The sequence below is a fragment of the Bradyrhizobium diazoefficiens genome (genome assembly GCF_016612535.1).
Lineage (GTDB): Bacteria > Pseudomonadota > Alphaproteobacteria > Rhizobiales > Xanthobacteraceae > Bradyrhizobium > Bradyrhizobium diazoefficiens_C.
Genome location: NZ_JAENXS010000002.1, coordinates 2,623,729 through 2,640,922, shown reverse-complemented (window position 1 = coordinate 2,640,922; position 17,194 = coordinate 2,623,729). Strand labels below are relative to the sequence as shown.

Genomic DNA, 17,194 nt, shown 5'->3' with positions numbered 1-17,194 from the left:
CAGATCATGCATAGAAGGCTCGCGTTCATTGATACGCTGCGCGGCATCGCGGTGCTGGCGGTGCTGCTCCAGCACGTGCTCGAAGTGATCGTGCAGAAGCACCCGACCGGCGCGTATTATTGGATGTTTCACGACACGATCGGCTACTACATGAACTTCGGACGATTTGGGGTCGTCCTGTTCTTCTTCGTCAGCGGCTTCGTGATTCCGTTCAGTTTTCCTGATAGCGCAACCCCCGTCCGGGATTTTGCAATCAGCCGCTTCTTCCGGCTCTATCCGGCCTATTGGACCTCGATGGTGATCGGGCTCGCCACGATGCTGGTGCTGGATTCCACAGTCTATCCCCTGTCGCAGGTCATCGCCAACGTGACGATGCTGCAAACCTTCGCAAACATCCCGAATCTCTGGGTCTTCTACTGGACGCTGGCCATCGAGCTGCTGTTTTATGTCAGCTGCACCATTCTCTTCGCCATGGGGCTGTTGAACCACCGCTTTACGGCTGTTGGTGTCGTCGTCGCGGCCGCGCTGGTTGGGACCGCTGCAGCGATCCTGATCGAGAGCAGAACGGTCTCCTCGCTCATGGAGGTCGGCCTGAATCTTTCAGCGATGTTCCTGGGCAAGATCGTGCGTGACACGGTCATTGGCGGAAGGCTGCGTTGGCCTCACGTGGCTGCCTGTACACTGCTCTACGCTGTCTTCGCCATCGCGCTGTCCGAGAGACGATTCGGAGGCGTCTATCAGGAAAACTTCTTCTACAGCTATTCGATTGGATCGGCCTATGTTTGCGCGGCTCTGGTCTTCATTGCCTTTGCCGCATTCGGCGAGAGAATGGCTTGGCGCCCGATGGCGTTCGTCGGTGTGATCAGTTACTCGGTGTATCTGATGTCGCCATTCGTGATCGTCTGGGTTCATCGCTTGGTGTGGTTTGGTGATGGTCCGCTGGGGTGGTCCATCTTCGCGGTCGTCATCGTGGCGTTATCGGTCCTGGTTAGCTGGGTCACATATTCTCTGGTCGAAAAGCCGTCGATTTCATTCGGGCACCGATTCCGTTCCGAACGCAGGCGGCGGGCTGCCCTTGAGCCGACCTTCAGCACGCAAGGAGCCGCGGAGTGACCAAAGCGGCGAGGCAACCGCACGTGGCGTATGACGGATCGTTCGTTCCGTCCGTCCAGGGCCTTCGCGCCATCGCGGCCTTGAGCGTGTTGATGGATCATTTCTACGACATGCCGAAGGGCGGCATGTATGACATCGCGAATCCCGGCTTTCTGCCGCCGCTCTGGCCCTGGTTCCAATCAGTGATTAACGTGGGCGGTCACGGCGTCGAGCTGTTCTTCATGATCAGCGGCTTCTTGATTCCGTCGAGCCTTGTGCGGCATGGGTCGCTGGCCCGTTTCTTCTTCGATCGGGTCCTTCGCATCATGCCGGTATTTCTCGTGCTGCATGTCGCACTGTTCGTGATTGGGCCAATCGTTGGCTACAAATTCTTCCGCGGAATCGATGTCGGCAGCTATCTCGGGATATTCCTTGCGAACCTGTTCTTTCTGCAGGATGCACTGGGTCTTCCCATCGCACAGCAGAACGCCTGGACGCTGACTTACGAGTGGGCTTTCTATATCTGGTTTGCCGTTACATTCGCCGCGCTGCGCCTCGGTGGCCGGATGATGGCGGCACCGTTGATCTTGCTTGGCGTCGCCTGTGTCCTGCATTGGCCGATCACGGCATTCTTCTGCATTGGCATGTTCTTCAGTGCCACCGGAGTTCGGTTCCCGGTCTCGGGCCGGATTGGATTTGCGGCCGGTGTAGTTTGTGGCGTCGCCATGTATGCGAGCCTGGTCTTGTTTCACCCCTTCGTTGCGCTGATCCCCGCGTTCCTGCTGTTCGGCATGGTTCTGGCCCCAGGCTCGGGCATCGGGAGCGCTCTGAGCGCGCCGGCGCTGCAATTTGTAGGCAAAATCAGCTACAGCCTTTATCTGGTGCATCCCTTCGTGCTGTTTCCGTTGCAAGTGACGGGGCTGAAGCTCGTCGCGATGGGTGCTGACCGCTGGCTGCTCTGGTTCGGATTCATCCTCCTGGGAATCATCGCATCGCTGATCGCGAGCGCAATCAGCTACCAGCTGATTGAAGTCAGGCTGAGGCGCGTCATGGGCGGCGCGCTACGGGGGCTGTTGTTCGGGCCGCTCGACAAGTTCGAGCAGCCGCTGCCACCAGCAAGCGGTGCCGTCAGACGGTGACGCCGGCGATACGACGATAGGTCGTAAACAGACGTTCGGCGATGTGATCCCAATTCAGCGATCCGGCCGCCGTTTGCCGTGCTCCCGCCGTCAGGCTTGCAGCCAGCGGCCTGGACGTAAGGACACGCTCCAGGGCATCGGCCAGCGCTACAGCGTCGGCAGGTGGCACAAGCAGGCCATTGACACCGTCTGTGACCACATCGGGAATGCCCCCGGTCGCACTTGCGACGACGGGGCGGTGATTGCCAAAGGCGGATGCCAGCACGCCGCTCTGCGTTGCATCTTTGTAAGGCAATGCGACGATTTCAGCCGATTGGAAGAGCGCGCTGGTGTCTTCGGCCGAGACATACGTGTCGATGGCGTTGACCGAAGCCATACTGGCCATCCGCGCACCAAATCGCGTCACCTCGGGGCCACGGCCGGCAATGACGGCCTGATGACGCACGCCGCGCTTCGAAAGCACATCGATTGCGTCAAGGAAGATATCGAGGCCCTTGTAGGCCCACATGCGCCCGAAAAAAAGGATGCGGCCCTCGACCGGTTGAATAGGCGTGCTGTTTGCGGATGGCACCATCAACACGCCATGCATGGAGGACGTTACTTCGCCGCGGTAGTCGGGCGATGCACGGGCGAAGTCCGCCACGCAGCTCTGTCCATGCACCGTCACATGTGTGGCACCGGCACGCATGCGGTCCCGCAACCGCTCTTCGCTTGTATTCGTTCCCGAGCCACCCTCAGAGTGCGGAATGGCGTCATGGACGGTGAGGACGCGCGGAAGGCTGGTGAGACGGAGGAGCTCCATCAGCCCGGCGGTGAAATATTCCGGGCATTCGTGACAATGAACCACATCCGGACGGAATGCGAGGATGTCAAGAAACGACCGCGGAAGTCCGATGGCGCCGGATCGGCGCAAGCTCAGATCCCGGATTCGCGTGTCGAATGATGCGGGAGCCGGAATCCATTCCAGATTCCATTGTTGATTGGCATCCTTCCGATTGAGCACCAGGCGGACGTCGCAGAGCTTGGCTAATGCGGCGGCCAGTCGATAGGAATATTCAGCGAAATGCGGGGCATAGATCGCCACCCTGAAACGCCTAGTCATGTCAGCGTGTCTCGCGCCAGAGATCGATCGGGAAGGCATCCATCAAGGATTGGTGGTTGAAGCTGAGAGGCGCGGCGCCTCCCATCTCCCGGCCTTCCTCGAGGCTGGAGGCGAATTCGACATCGAACCGGCCGGTGCCTTCATAATAGTCACGATACTTGAATTCGGCTTCGCCATCGCTGAGCCGCACATAGCGCGTGGGAACTCCGTAGGCTTCCGCGACGATCAAGCCATGCAGGGAGCTTGCTAGCACCAAGTCTGCCTCGAGAATGGCCTCAATGCGTCGATTCCATGATCCCAGCGGGCTGACCACATTGGCCGACTCGTGGTCGATCATGCTGAGATCGTGTAGGTTGGGCACGAATATCCAGTCGCGGACGCGACGGCGTTGAAAGCGATCAGGAAAGAGGCGCGGCAGAAGCAACGCAGGATCGCCAAATACGTCAGGCACGGAGAGACCGCGTCGCCGGAGAATCTCCTGGGTGCGAGGACCGCGTACCGCGCGAATATCCAGCGTCTGAACGCGACGATTGAGATCGTTCTGGCCTGGGCGCCCGTTGATGCCGCTGCCCCAGATCACGTCACCGTCGCGTGCGTAGTGCAGAACCGAACCGATCGCGAACATCCGCACGTGGCGTGAGATCTCGTCTGCAAGCGTATAGCCGCTGCGTCGAAGCTGCTGTTCCACGACGACGAGGGACAAATAGTCGCCAAAATTGATCGTTCCATCATCAGGTCGCCAGAAGAACAGCTCTACATGCGGATAAGGCAGTTGTTGAACAAAGTCGCAGCCGACCTCGTTGATCAATCTACGCAGATTGCCTCGAAAATTCATGCGCCCTCGGATGGCAGATGCTATCTTGCTGACAATGGCTTGCGAAAGAGGCGACTCTTGGACCGTTCTCGCAGCCTCAGCTTGGATGTATCGCTCGCGCACATGGCTAGCCCGAAACCATGACAAGTCTCCAATTGAGTGGCGGGCCGTCCGATACCCAGCGCTCGATCGTGTCGGGCGTCATATGGTCCGCGATCGATTCCGCGGTCGGACAAGCTCTCACGCTCGCCATCTACGTCATCATGGCGCGTCTGTTGTCGCCGCAGATTCTGGGCCTCGTGGCGACGGGCGCACTGGCGCTGGATTTCTGCCGCGCGGTGCTGATCGAGAGCATCGCGGTCGCCGTCCAGGCGCGCGCGCAGCCGAGAGACGAGGACTATAACGCATCGTTCTGGCTGATTGCCGGATTTTCGCTGCTTGCATCCGGACTGCTCTTTGGCGCCAGCAACGCAATCGAGCGTCTGTCCGGCTTGCAGGACCTGGCCATCGTCCTGAAGGGCTTTTCTGTCGTTGTTGCCGTGCAAGGTCTTTCTCGCACGCACGAGGCGTGGCTAACGCGGAACCAGTTGTTTCGCTCGCTGGCCATGCGTTCGTTGTTTTCGATCTCGCTCGGCGGTACGGTTGGCATTGCGCTCGCCAGCAGTGGTTACGGCGTGCTGGCCCTTGTGGGACAACTCGTGACCACTTCGATTGTGTCTCTGGTCAGTCTGTGGACGTTGACGCCGTGGCGTCCCGGCTTCCGATTCAGCCGTGGCGACGCCGCCGCGCTTGTCAGCTATGGCCGCTATGTCGCGCTCACGGGCATCACGAATTTCGCCAATGCCAATTCAGACCTGATCTTCGTGACCTGGTATACGGGTGCCGCGGGAGCAGGCTTCTACAGCCTGGCCAAGCGGCTCGTGAATGCGGTCAGTACGGTGATCGGAAATGCCTTGAACCGCGTGTTCTTCTCGACGATCGCGGGCCTTCAGCACGATCGCAAGGCATCCAGCGAGGCGCTTCTCGATTTCGTCATGTACACGTCACTCCTGACGGCGCCGATCTTCGCGGGGATAGCTGCCTTGTCGCCCGATCTCATCCTTGCCTTCTTCGGCGCGAAGTGGCTCGAGTCCGCGCCGCTCCTGTCGATCATCTCGGTGACAGGATTTTTAACGACCATCGGGCTCTACAATCATTCTGTCATCCTGGCATTCGGCAAGCCGCATTGGCAGACCTGGCTCACGCTGATCTATGCAGCTTCGAACATCGCGATCTTCATCGCGGCCGCTCCCTTCGGCTTGGTCGCCATTGCGGTCGGCTATGTGGTGCGGGCCGTGTTGCTGTATCCCTTATCGGCGGGCGCGTCGTTGCGCATCTTGTCGATCGCCGTGCGGCGCTACGCACGCACGCTGGTGCCAGCGTTCGGCGGTTCGGCACTCATGGCGGCGGCGGTTGTCGGAGCATCCCACACATTGCCTCCATTATCACCCTGGCTCCGCCTTGCGTCCCTGACAATGCTCGGCGCTGCAGTCTATCTGGCCGCGGTGCTGCTGACCGCGCGACCTGCGGCACTTCGGGTCTGGCACGAGGTCTCGATCCGGCTTCGACGGTCTTAGATGCGACCTTGCGGGCAGGAGAGGTAAGGAAGGTCAACCTGCGTTCGCAGCTTGTCCCGTTGGCCGCAGCTCCAGTGTTTCGGTCAGCGCGGGATCGGGAGTGGCGGGACGCCTGGTTTCGGCCGATGGTGCGAGGCGATTGATCAATTTTCGCGCTGGATTCTCGATAAGGACGTAGGTCACATCAGCTGCGATGGTGAGAATGAGGCAGCAGGCCAGCGCGAATATTGGAAAGGCGCTCGGTTGTAGTCCGAGTTGATGCCAGACGGGCTTGAACACCAGAATCAGCAAGAGTTCATGCAGCATGTAGATGGCGTAGGACGTGTTGCCGAGCCGTCCAAGCCAGCTCGCGCCGGGGAACCGGACAAAGGCGCTTTCGCCGACGGCGGTAAGCACGATGGCCAGCGAAAATAGAACGATCGCGAGATCCGGCTTGGCAAAAACGTTCAGGATCAGAATCGAGGCGAGGAATACGCCGATCCCCGCGAAGGCAACCGCCTTGCTGCGATGATTGCGGAATTGCTTGAACAGAAGCGCGAGCAGAATGCCGTTGAGGAAGCTCGGAAGCGCCCGCAGCATGCCGTAGTCGAAATTAGCGCCATACATTTCCGATCGTTCTTGCCAGATCGGCAGGTGTCCATGGGCCAGCACGGCGTAGAGGCTCGCCACGATGACCGCAAGCGTCAGGGCCGAGACACGCCCTGCCAGCAGCATCAGGAGCGGGAACAGCAGGTAGCAGAACAGCTCCGCGCTGATCGACCATGACGGTGAGTTGAAGCTGAGATGATCGGTGACCCCCCAAGCCTGGACGAGAAGAGCGTTGTGGACGAAGTCAAGTGCGCTCGCATGCGGTGTCGGGCCCCGGACACCGATCCAGGCGAGCACGACGAAGGCTAGCAAAGTCAGGAAGTGCAGGGGATAGATTCGCGCAATCCGCCGAACCAGAAAGCGGGCATAGCCGCGGACTCCGATGGAACCGACGGGATAGGAATACGAGATCACAAACCCCGAAAGGATAAAGAACATGTCGACGAACAGCCCATATGAGCCGTTCCACGCCGGCGAGATGCCCTTGTCGATGTTCTTCAGATGAAAAATAAAGACGCCGAGGGCTGCGACGAAGCGATAGAAATCGAGAACGACAAAGCGTGTTTGTTCACGGACTTCCATCTCGATGTCATATTCCCCTGCGAACCGTGATGTCTTCTAGAGCTGAATTGTGACGCAAGTTCGCAGCCAACGCGGGTTCTCGCAGCTAAGGCGGCGTCAATGATCATGGCGGAGATGCCGTTGGTGCATGGCACGACAGCCAGCCATGTGGCCTTCTGATGACGCCTTTCCAGAAGGCAGGATGCCTATCCCTTGGTCGCACGACTCCGGGCCGGCAGCGGACCGGGCCCGGAGTTTCCGCGCGATGTCTCAGACGAACTGGAAGTCATGACTCGTCAAGCTCGCGGCACTGATGTTCTTCAGCAGAATCGAATCGTTGGCTGACAGCGTCACGACGGTATCGGTGCCCGATTGTGCGATCTGGAGGTGGTTGTAGTCCGCCGCCAGCAGCTTCGAGATCTCGACGATGTCGTGATTGGTGGCGTCACCGGCATGGAAGTTGACGATCTGGTCGTGCCCGTGGGCGTAGTCGACGGTCGTCGAGCCGGGCGCCGTTGAAAACTGATCGTTGCCGTTTCCGCCTGCGACCGTAATCCCGGCGGCAACCGCGGTGACATTGTGGGTGCCATCGGCCGCCGTATCGTCGAAATATTGCAGCGCGTTGGCGGCATTGTAGTGCTCGTGCTGGGTCGTGCCGGCCTGCCCATTGAAGTTGAACAGGAAGACGTCCTTCGAACCGTCGGTGTTGTTGTCGACCTCCTGAGTCTTGTTGCCGGAGGCGTCATAGATATCCGTCAGCTTGCTGCCGTCATTGTTGACGACCTGGGTGTAGTCCAGCGTGCCGTCGGCGTGGGTCCGGGTGATCGCAACGATGTTCCCGGCGGCGTCGAGTTGCTGGTGCTGTGTGGTGTAGCTCCGCCCTGCGATATTGTAGCTCCAGTTGTCCGACGTCCCGTCGGCATTGTGGATATACGCCGCCGTCTTCACTCCGTTCGTGTAGACTGTCGTCGAGTTGTAGCCGTCGCTCTTGCTCGTCACCTCGCTGGTGACGGTCCCGGTCGAGTCGTACCAGTCCGACGTTTTGGTGCCGTCGCTGCTTTGCGCGAGAGTGAAGGCCAGGCTGTTGTCGGCGTGGGTCCGCACGATGTTGGTGAGGAAGCCCGTCGCATCATACGTATCGTGCTCGGTGGTGTAGGTCTGGCCGGCGACGTTGTAGAGGAAGGCGTCCTTTGAGCCGTCGGCGTGGGTGTCGGTCTCGGTCATTTTGACGCCGCTTGCATTGTAGGTGCTGACAATACTGCTGCCGTCGGCGTTGACGACCTGGCTGTAGTCCAGCGTGCCGTCGGAATGGGTTCGGTCCATCTCGGTGAGCTTGCCGGACGCGTCGAGATGCTGGTGCTGGGTGGTGTAGCTCTGGCCGGTGATGTTGTAGCTGTAGTTGTCGTGGCTCTGGTCGCCGTTGGTAATATAGGCGGCGGTCTTCACGCCATTGGTGTAGATGGTCGTTGAATCGAAGCCGTTGGCGTCTTGGATCGTCTCGTTGGTGAGAATGCCCGCAGAGTCAAACCAATCGGTCGTCTTGGTGCCGTCGCTGCTCTGCAGCAGCTTGAATGCGTAGCTACCGTCGGCGTGACGTCGCACCAGCGTGGTGAGGAATCCGGTCGCGTCATAGATATCGTGCTCGGTCGTGTAGGCCTGCCCGGTGATATTGTAGATCCAGATGTCCTGGCTGTTGTCGGCGTGCGCGTCGATCTCCTTGGTCCTGGTGCCCGTGGCGTCATACGTCGTGACGACGCTGCTGCCATCGGAATTGATGACCTTGGTATAGTCCAAGGTGCCATCCGCGTGCTTGCGGGTGATGGCCGTGACCTTGCCCGTGGGGTCAACGTGCTGGATCAGGGTTGTGTAGCTTTGCCCGGTGATGCCGTAGCTGTAATTGTCCTGGCTGCCATCCGGGTTCTTCACATAAGCCTGGGTCTTCACGCCGTTGCTGTAGAGCGTCGTCGAGTAGAAGCCGTCGGCCCTCTGAACCACCTCGCTGGTCAGATTTCCGGTCGCATCATAGAAGTCGGTGGTCTTGGTGCCGTCGCTGCTCTGGACCAGCTTCAATGCGTAGCTGCCGTCGGCGTGACGACGTACCAGAGTCGTGAGGAAACCGGTGGTGTCATAGATATCGTGTTCGGTGGTGTAGGCCTGCCCGGCGATGTTGTAGGTCCAGACGTCCTTGCTATGGTCGGCGTGATAGTCGGTCTCGACCAGCTTGACGCCGGTCGCGTTGTAGGTGGTGATCGCGCTGCTGCCGTCGCTGTTATAGACCTGCGTCGAATCCAGCGAACCGTCAGCATGCGTGCGGGTCACCGAGGTGACCTTGCCCGTCGTGTCCACATGCTGCACCTGGCTGGTGTAGCTCTGTCCCTTGATGTTGTAGGTGTAGTTGTCCTGGGTGTGGTCAGCGTTGAGGACATAGGTCGCGGTCTTGACGCCGTTGGTGTAAATAGTGGTCGAATAGTACCCGGTCGATTTCTGGACAACTTCGTTGAGAAGGGTCCCGGCCGTGTTGTAGGTATCGGTGGTCCTGGTGCCGTCGGTCGCGAGGTGAATGAAAGTCGTCTTCACGCCGCCAGTATAGCCGATCGCGTCCTTCGAGCCGTCGACATAGTTGATGGTGGTCGAGATCGGCTGGCTGCTGCTGTTCAGGCCGGTATTCGACGTCGAAACCAGGCTGCCGCTCGCGTTGTAGGTGAGAGTACTGGTCCAGGTCGGAGCCGAGTTCGTCACCGAGAACGAATATCCACCCTGGATCTTTGACAGCGCATTGCCGTAGTGCGCGATGATGTAGTCCAGCGTCGCTTTCGAGGCGACCGGCAGGACATGCGTATCCGTCAGAGTGATCGTCTTGAGGGAGGTCGATGCGCTGAAGTCGGAGAGTTGAGGAACGATCTCGGCCGCGGTGCCGGTTACGTCGGGCGGAACGCTCGGCGGAACTGAGGTGCCCGCAGGCGCATCGATCTCGATGACAAGGGGGTGATCGCTCACCGTGATCGTGATCGTCGAGACATCGGCATAGGTGGCTATTGCCGTGGTGCCGGTCAGTGTGTCGTACACCTTGACGGAATGATGCACCCCGCCGAGGTTCACGGTGACGGTTTGTATCGGGTTCGATATCTCGGTATCGGTCGCATCGTTCCAGAGCTTGGGCTCGGCCCAGACGACGAGCTCGTAGGCGCCATTACTCTTGCCCAGCACCATGCTGCTGCCGGAGCTCGGCATGTTGCTCAGCGTGTAGTTCAATGGATCAGTCGGCTGATGGCCGCCCGAGCCGTCATCGGCCAGGATATTCGTGAGATTGTGGATCGCAGTGGCAGCCAGTTTCGGGGTTCCGTCGGAATGGAACAGGCCGAATTTGTCTTCGGGATTCGTGTCGCTGCCCGCCGAATTGCGGTCGAACAGTTCGTAAAGATAAGTCGAGCTCACGCCATCCTTGTAGGCATCAACCAGCGTGTTCAGAATCGATTTTGCCTGCACCGTTTCGTCAACGCCGAGATATTGGGTGTTGGCTTGGGTCGTGTAGCCGGTCTCGGTGATGACCACCGGCTTGCCGGGGGCGGCGGTCTCCACGGCGCTCAGAGTCGCAGCAAGCGAACTGGCAGGGGTCGAGCCGGTGCTGACATAGGCGTGGGCGTTGGCGTAGTCGACCGAACCCGACATGTTGCCGAGCTGGTTGTAGCCTTGCGGGTCGTTGTATGCGAGCGACAGGTTGTAGACCGGAATGCTCGAAAGAGCGCCATCCGCCTTCACAGCTTGGTAGAGCGCGCTCTGAAACTGGGCCGCCGCGCTGAGGCTCGAGCTGCCATGATAGCTGAAGGGTTGGGCATTCGCCTCGTTCAGGCCCTCGACCGCGCTGATGCTGCCTGGATGACCTGCCAGGAATTTCTCGAGCGAGGTTACGTAATTCTGAAGTCCGGTCGAGCCCTGGCCGGGCAGGGCGGACGAAACGATGAAGTCGAACTTGTAGCCGGCCGCCGCCAGACCGTCGACGACGGGTTGCGCAGCCGGATTGGTCGCCATCGCATCGCGAAGATGGGTGACGCCCAGATATTTCAGGTCGTCAACCATCATTGCGAGATCGTTGTAGTCGGTCCATCCGAAGCCGGCGTGGGTGTTGACGCCGATGGAGTTGACGAAGCCGCTTGCGGAGAGAACGGTCTGATTGGTCGACATTGCACACTCGAGTTGGAGGCGAACGAAATTGCTCGCAGGATTAGCGCCGAACTGTCTACTTGGAGTGTGAATTTCCGATAAAAATGAAAGCAGACAAAATCAACGCGAGGAGTTCCTCGATGGAACATGTTCGCTGTCGCCGCTGCTGAATGTTATGCGTGATGATGCCAATTCAGAAAGGCGTGAGGAAGGCGCTTTCAAGATTCCACAGCGACATGCTGCTGAAACTTCGCGCTCTATGCTCAATCTTGCGTCGAGTTGCAGTCACTGCCATTGCGGAAGGCGGACCAGCGCGCGAAACATTTGAGTTTCGGCATCAAACAGCAAAATTCATCCCCGCAATTCTACTGGGTATCTCGATCGCATGGCGTTTGTGACAAATAGATATTTAAAGAATGCAACCAGAAGACGAATGATTTTGAATCGGTGCTTGGGATGTCATCGTTGAGAATTCATTGATGTCCGTCACTTCGGTTCCTTGTCGGGAATTCGTGCTGTCGGTGCAGCAGCGGAGTGTCCGCGTCGTTCGATCCCCGGGTGTCGATTCGCTAGTCAAAGGGTCTGATCGCCCGGGCGATTCGACGCCAGAAAGTTTCCCCGCCAGGCGATGACGCCGGTGAGCCCTGCTGCGAGCAGGAGCTTCCCGGCCAGCCAGATGACCGGCTGCATCGGCAGGTCGGCGAGTGATCCGATCAGAAGTGCGGCCAGCACAGCTTCAGTTGCCAATGATATGCGTGGAGTGGCGCTGAAGCGGATGGTCGGGCCAAGTGCAAGGAGAATCGCCGCGGCGGTCGCCAACGCGGCCCAAGCGATCGCGGCACGGGGCGACAGTCCTGCGGCCACCGCGATAGCACTCGATGCTGCAACCGCCGCCAGTTGCAGGGTTGCGACGAGGACGAGACGGCTCGCACGCTTTTCGAGATGTGGAACGACTGCGACCGTGGCCTGCAGATGCGTGTGCAGGAAGTAAAAGACAGCCACGAAAGGCGCAACCGCCATAAACCCACCCAGACTTTCGCGGGGGACCATGAGCTGCGCGGCTTCCGGGAGAAAGGCGATCAATCCACCGAGCAGAACGGTCGTCGCGCAGATCATGAATTCGAACATTCTGCGGGTCGACTGGACTGCTTTCGCGGCGCTTCCGGTCTCGAAATCGCTCACAACCTCGGGATAGCTGACGGTATGGATTGCGGCGTTGAGGACCCAGAACGGGCGTTGCAGGAGATCCAGTGCGATCGAGAAGCCGGCGCCGGCCCCGGTGGGGCCGAGACGTCCGATGACGATGAAGCGCAGGAGTACGGGAACGGACAGATGGATCACGGATGCGCCCGCGGCGAGCATCCCGTAACGGCAAAACGCGAACCAGTCCGCCCGCATCAAATGGAGCGACACCGGGCGCAGAGGCGTGCGGTGAACGATGATTGCCACGGTCAGGCCGGTCGCATGGCCGGCGGCGAGACCTACCAAAGTTGCCTCGGCGGTTCCTGCCCAAGTGGCCGCTGCGACCGCTCCCACGAGCAGCGCGGTTGCCCGAAATGCCAGCAAGGCGGATGCTGTGCCGAGCCGATCGGACAGACGGATAGTGAGAAAGTACAGATCCGTCACCCCCTGCAGAACCGCGACGGTCAATCCCAGTGAGATGACTCCAGGCGAGAGATTGCTCAGCAGAGAAGCGCATCCGCCGATGATGATGAGCGCGGCGGCACTCAAGATGGCTGCACCGAATAGCGACCATCGTAGTTGGGCTGCCTCGTTTGCTTTGGCTGCGGCAAGAAAGCGCAGGCCAGCAAGCTGCAACCACTCGAACATTAGGACACAAAGCAGCTGGCTCGACGCCAATGCCAGCGAGAAAGTCGTGTAGTCACTTGCGATCAGGATGTGGCTGATTGCAAAGATCAGGACGATGGCAGCGCCGCTCTGATAGACGTAGCCCCCGATCGCGAACAGGCGCGTCATCTTGGGATAAGGCCGCTCTTCGCGACGGCGGGGTGCTCGGGCGCCTCCTCCGCCGGCGTGCGCAAGCGCGACATGCGGCTCTGGCGTAGCTGCTCATAGAGGCTCTTGTACGAGGTTAGCACGTCGGAAAATAACCACTTGTTCGTGTCGGCGATGAGCCGACGGCTGATCTCCTCGATCTTGTGCGGATCAGCGGCGATCTCGCGCATGCTCTCGGCCAGTGACGCCGGGTCGGATTCGGTCAACCAGCCCGTCACCCCGTGCACGATGACCTCCGGCATGCCTCCAAAATGCGTGCCGAGAAGCGGCCTTCCGGCCGCCTTGGCATCCGCGACCACGAGCGGACCGGGATCGTGCCAAATGGAGGGAGCGACGACCACGTCGACCCGTTTGTAGAATTCATCGGGAGGCACAAATCCCATGAATTCGATCCGCGCATCTGGTGCGAGTTGCCTCAGTCGCTGTTGTTCTTGGTCGCTCACGCGACCTGCGATCATCATGCGGATGCGATCCGACGGCAGGGCGGCGAGAGCCTGCATCAAATTGTCGATGCCCTTCTCCTCAGTCAGCCGCCCGATGAACCCGAAGGTCACCTCGTCGGTACAGAGGGGGCGGGGGTAGGGCGCGCGCGGCGGCTCAGTCGACGCATTGCGGATGACGGTACGGATCGGCGTATCGGCAAAAATGCCCATGTCGGTATGAATGGACAGGACGCGCTCGCTGACACCGACGACGGCACTGAGCCAATGCGTGGCGCGTATGCGATGATAGGTCAGAATGCCGCAGCTCGTGCATGTCCCCTCGCATGATCGCCCCTTATCGAAGCGAGAGCACCGCGGGCACGTCAGATAATAGTCGTGAATCGTGTGAAGGACGGGAACGCCGAGCTGAGCGGCGACCCGCCAGATCGCGGTTGTCAGTCCGGACAGATTGTTGGAATGCAGCACGTCGGGCTTGAAGGCGCGAATACGCTCCGCGATCATCGGCGCCTGCATCTGCCAATCGTCGATCGCATGCCAGATGCTACGTAGCGCAACGTTCTTCTGTTCCGTGAACGGCAGGTAGATGTTCTGGACCGGAGCGGAATAGACATTGATCCCATTGCAGGTTTCGCGCGTCTGCTCGGGCGTTGACTGGGCCCGTATCACTTCCACCTCATCGCCGCGCTGTACCAGGCCTTCGGCGAACCGTCGCGCAAAAATCTCGGCGCCACCGACGATCTTGGTTGCTCCGGGTGTCGGATACAGTGTGGACGTCAAGAGGACTTTCATCGGGTCAACCTCATTTCGGCGATCAGAGCAGCGGCTGGGCGTCGGTCGATGCTCGGAAGGCGGTCAGTATTTTTGCCGGCTATCGTGCCGGGCGTATGTCAACTTCTGGAACGGCATTGCTGTTGGCAGTGATTAAGATCGGCGTGCTCGAAACAGGTATCCAGGCGCCAAAGGCGGGCTTCGCAGATGTGTCGCAGGGAGCCTCAAACGTCGCGCGTGGGAAATCGCTCTTTAACCGGACCTCAAAGTGCCGATTGGGATCTTCGGACCAGACCGCCAGCTTGCCGCCAGTGGGAGACGTCGAGCCAATTGAGCTGACGCCGCCCGCGAGGTTTTTTCGTTCCGCGCTCAGATTTGTGCGAATGAACGCCCAAGCGCCCCGCACTGCGCAGGCCACCGGCTTCGGGGAATTGTCAAATCGATAGAGCCCGAAATTGTCCTCCAGCTCCGACGGATTTTTTCCGCTGTCCTTGAGCTCGTAGATCCACATTCCCTTGAGCCATCGCGTGGCGGTCGATGCCCATAGGATGAGCTGCGCCGTATTGTCGGCTTGGGCTTGCTCACTGACGCCACACTTGTTCGTGGCCGTAGTCCAGCCCGTCTCCGTCACATAGATGGGGAAGTTCGGATTTCCGCTCGCCTGACCGACCAGCCGGTGAAAGGCCGTGAGCCGATCGATGATCTCCGTCGAGGTCCGTTTTGCCGGAGCCAGACAGAAATTGTAGAGATGGATCGAGGCACCGTCCGCATATTGAAGAATGCCGGTTTGCAGCATCTTCTCGGTCCACATCCAGCCTAGGTCGTCGCCGATTGCGCCGATGAGGAATGGCGCATTTGGCAAGGCCTGTTTGACAGCCGGCTTTGTCACCTGAGCGAGAGCCAGGTAATTCTCGGCTGAGAACGCGGCGTCCTTCTTCCCCGCCATGTTCCATTCGTTCCAGAGCTCGAGCACCGGACGTTGCGGCGCTACCGAACGCGTGGCAGCCGCCGCGTAGTCCGCAAAGCGCCGGCGGGCTTCATCAGTGGTTGGTGGCGACGAGTTCGGGACGAGGTGATGTCCAAACGCGAGGATGAGGAGGGGGCGGGCGATGCCTGATTTGATCTGGGTTTCGAGCCTGCCGAGCTGTGGCGTAAAGCCCATCCGCCGGCTGGGCTGCTCGAAATCCGACCAGGGGAAATCGTCGCGAAACGCGTTGAGTCCCAATTCCCTGATCTGAGCAATATTGGCCGACGGCACGTAGCCGCGTGAACTCACGGGGCCGCCGAGCCCTTGGTGGGTACCGACGCCCAGCAGGAATCGGCTTTCGAGCGGTTGTACTTGCTGGCCAAGCGCGGGACCTGTCAACAGAACCGCTGCGACGAGGCTCGCGAGAAAGGAAAACCTGCCGCTGATTGGGATGTACTGGTCTGCCATCGTTAGATCTAGCTCGCGATCAGTCCGCGCGCGTCGGTCACAACCGGCATTCTGGCGCGGGCACAAAACATTGAGATCTCCCCCATCCCGGCAGTCGATGTGGGGAGCGGTGTCGCATCAAAAATTCTTGGAGAGATCCAGTTCCGCCTTTTCCTTGAGGGGCGCACGATCGTGTTGCAAGAGTTCGGAATAGACCTCACGCAACTGTTGATGTGTCTTCTGGATGTCATACAGCTGCTTGAACCGATCGTAGCCACGCTGCCCCAAGACCTTGAGGTCCAGATCCAGCATTCGTCGAAAACCGTCGACAAGCGGTTGAACGGCAACCGGCTCGCAGAGCACGCCAGTTACGCCGTCGAGGACGATTTCGGGCAAGGCTCCGCTGCGGAAGGCCAGAATTGGCTTGGCTGCGCGCATCGCTTCCAGGGCGACGAGGCCGAATGCCTCCCATCGCGACGGAATCACAACGAGATCGGCAGCCTCAAGATAAGTCTCAATCTGTTGGCGGTCGAGCCAGCCAAGCAGAGAGACGTTCGCCGGGACCGCGGGACCTTCGGACTTACTGATCACGGACGCGCCGACAATGCGGACATCCAGAACGTCTTCGAGCGAACGTGCCGCTTCGATCAGAAGGTCGAAGCCCTTCTGCCGGTCCAGGCGGCCGATGAACAGAACCTTGACCTTCTTGGAATCCCAATTTGCCGCGACGACTTGCGGCAACGGGCGACTTTTCGAGATACCATTGTTGACGAGGGTCAGCCGATCAGCCGGAATGCCTGCACGGATGGCATCGTTGAATTCGTCGCCGGAGATGCAAATGATGCGGTCCGAGGTTCGCGCGAGGAAACCCTCCGCGGCCTTCGTCATCAAATGACTGAGGCGGCCGGTCTCGCGCGAGAACGCCCAGCCATGCGGGCAATAGACGACGCAGGGCCCGTCGGAACGTGCTGCCAGCGCCGGTCGGAGAACGAGGCCGGCGAACGAGGAGTGGAGATGGACGATATCGGGTTTGAAGGCGTCGAGCGCCTGCATGCTCGCGCGCAACATTTGGAAAAGTCCAGAAAGACTGCGGCCGGATCGCTCGAATGTCGTGATCTGGCTGTCCTCGATTCCGACGAGGTCGCGGCGATGATCCGACGGTATGACGTAGTGGACGTTCTCCGCCCCGAAGCTCGCTTGTTGCTGCGGATGCAGTTCATTCAGGTAGCTCGCAATCCCGCCTCGAATTGTTTCGGCGATGTGCAACACCTTGACCGATTGTACTGGGTTGCCTGACATCGTGAATCCTTGTCCCAAGCGTCATGCGAAGCAGATGTGTTCCAGTAGGGAATACGATTTTGGCAACGATGTGGTGTCGCTGCTGCTTCCCTATGAGTTCACTCGTGGGAGTAGAGTGGCCAAATGGGACGGCGCTGTGACGAGAGAGTTGCGAAAACGCGGCGCTTGCCGGCCTCGAACG

Annotated in this window: 11 protein-coding genes; 3 read left to right on the top strand and 8 right to left on the bottom strand. The window is 59.7% G+C overall.

The annotated features are described in order from the left end of the window. The first annotated feature begins 6 nt into the window (after positions 1-6). On the top strand, positions 7-1,113 hold the full coding sequence (locus JJE66_RS29225; protein WP_200517899.1) for an acyltransferase: 1,107 nt from the start codon (positions 7-9) through the stop codon (positions 1,111-1,113). Continuing rightward, positions 1,110-2,231, top strand: coding sequence for an acyltransferase (locus JJE66_RS29220; protein ID WP_200517898.1), 1,122 nt, complete (start codon positions 1,110-1,112; stop codon positions 2,229-2,231). The genes JJE66_RS29225 and JJE66_RS29220 overlap by 4 nt, the downstream gene beginning before the upstream one ends. Here the strand turns inward: JJE66_RS29220 and JJE66_RS29215 are convergent. Beyond that, on the bottom strand, positions 2,221-3,315 hold the full coding sequence (locus JJE66_RS29215; RefSeq protein ID WP_311979968.1) for a glycosyltransferase family 4 protein: 1,095 nt from the start codon (positions 3,313-3,315) through the stop codon (positions 2,221-2,223). The two genes, JJE66_RS29220 and JJE66_RS29215, sit on opposite strands and share 11 nt — an antisense overlap. A gap of 19 nt (positions 3,316-3,334) precedes the next feature. Continuing rightward, a complete protein-coding gene (locus JJE66_RS29210; protein WP_200517896.1) occupies positions 3,335-4,168 on the bottom strand; it encodes a polysaccharide pyruvyl transferase family protein in 834 nt (277 codons plus the stop codon). A 119-nt stretch (positions 4,169-4,287) separates the two neighbouring features. Here JJE66_RS29210 and JJE66_RS29205 point away from each other — a divergent pair, with 119 nt between their 5' ends. Further along, positions 4,288-5,763, top strand: coding sequence for a lipopolysaccharide biosynthesis protein (locus JJE66_RS29205; RefSeq protein ID WP_200517895.1), 1,476 nt, complete (start codon positions 4,288-4,290; stop codon positions 5,761-5,763). Between the two features lie 33 nt (positions 5,764-5,796). On the opposite strand, the gene JJE66_RS29200 is transcribed toward JJE66_RS29205, so the two are convergent. The 6 genes from JJE66_RS29200 to JJE66_RS29175 all read right to left on the bottom strand — a co-directional run bounded on the left by JJE66_RS29200 (position 5,797) and on the right by JJE66_RS29175 (position 16,983). Continuing rightward, entirely contained in the window at positions 5,797-6,933 is a 1,137-nt protein-coding gene (locus tag JJE66_RS29200; RefSeq protein WP_200517894.1) for an acyltransferase, read from the bottom strand. 249 nt (positions 6,934-7,182) lie between these two features. Next, positions 7,183-11,094 (bottom strand): RHS repeat protein, encoded by a 3,912-nt coding sequence (locus JJE66_RS29195; protein ID WP_200517893.1) that lies wholly within the window; start codon positions 11,092-11,094, stop codon positions 7,183-7,185. Between the two features lie 552 nt (positions 11,095-11,646). Beyond that, a complete protein-coding gene (locus tag JJE66_RS29190) occupies positions 11,647-13,050 on the bottom strand; it encodes a hypothetical protein (protein WP_200517892.1) in 1,404 nt (467 codons plus the stop codon). Then, positions 13,047-14,321 (bottom strand): glycosyltransferase family 4 protein, encoded by a 1,275-nt coding sequence (locus JJE66_RS29185; protein ID WP_200517891.1) that lies wholly within the window; start codon positions 14,319-14,321, stop codon positions 13,047-13,049. The genes JJE66_RS29190 and JJE66_RS29185 overlap by 4 nt, the downstream gene beginning before the upstream one ends. A gap of 79 nt (positions 14,322-14,400) precedes the next feature. After that, complete coding sequence (locus JJE66_RS29180; RefSeq protein ID WP_246756577.1) at positions 14,401-15,735, bottom strand: hypothetical protein; 1,335 nt, start codon at positions 15,733-15,735, stop codon at positions 14,401-14,403. A 117-nt stretch (positions 15,736-15,852) separates the two neighbouring features. After that, positions 15,853-16,983, bottom strand: coding sequence for a glycosyltransferase (locus tag JJE66_RS29175; protein WP_311979967.1), 1,131 nt, complete (start codon positions 16,981-16,983; stop codon positions 15,853-15,855). Between the last annotated feature and the right edge of the window lie 211 nt (positions 16,984-17,194).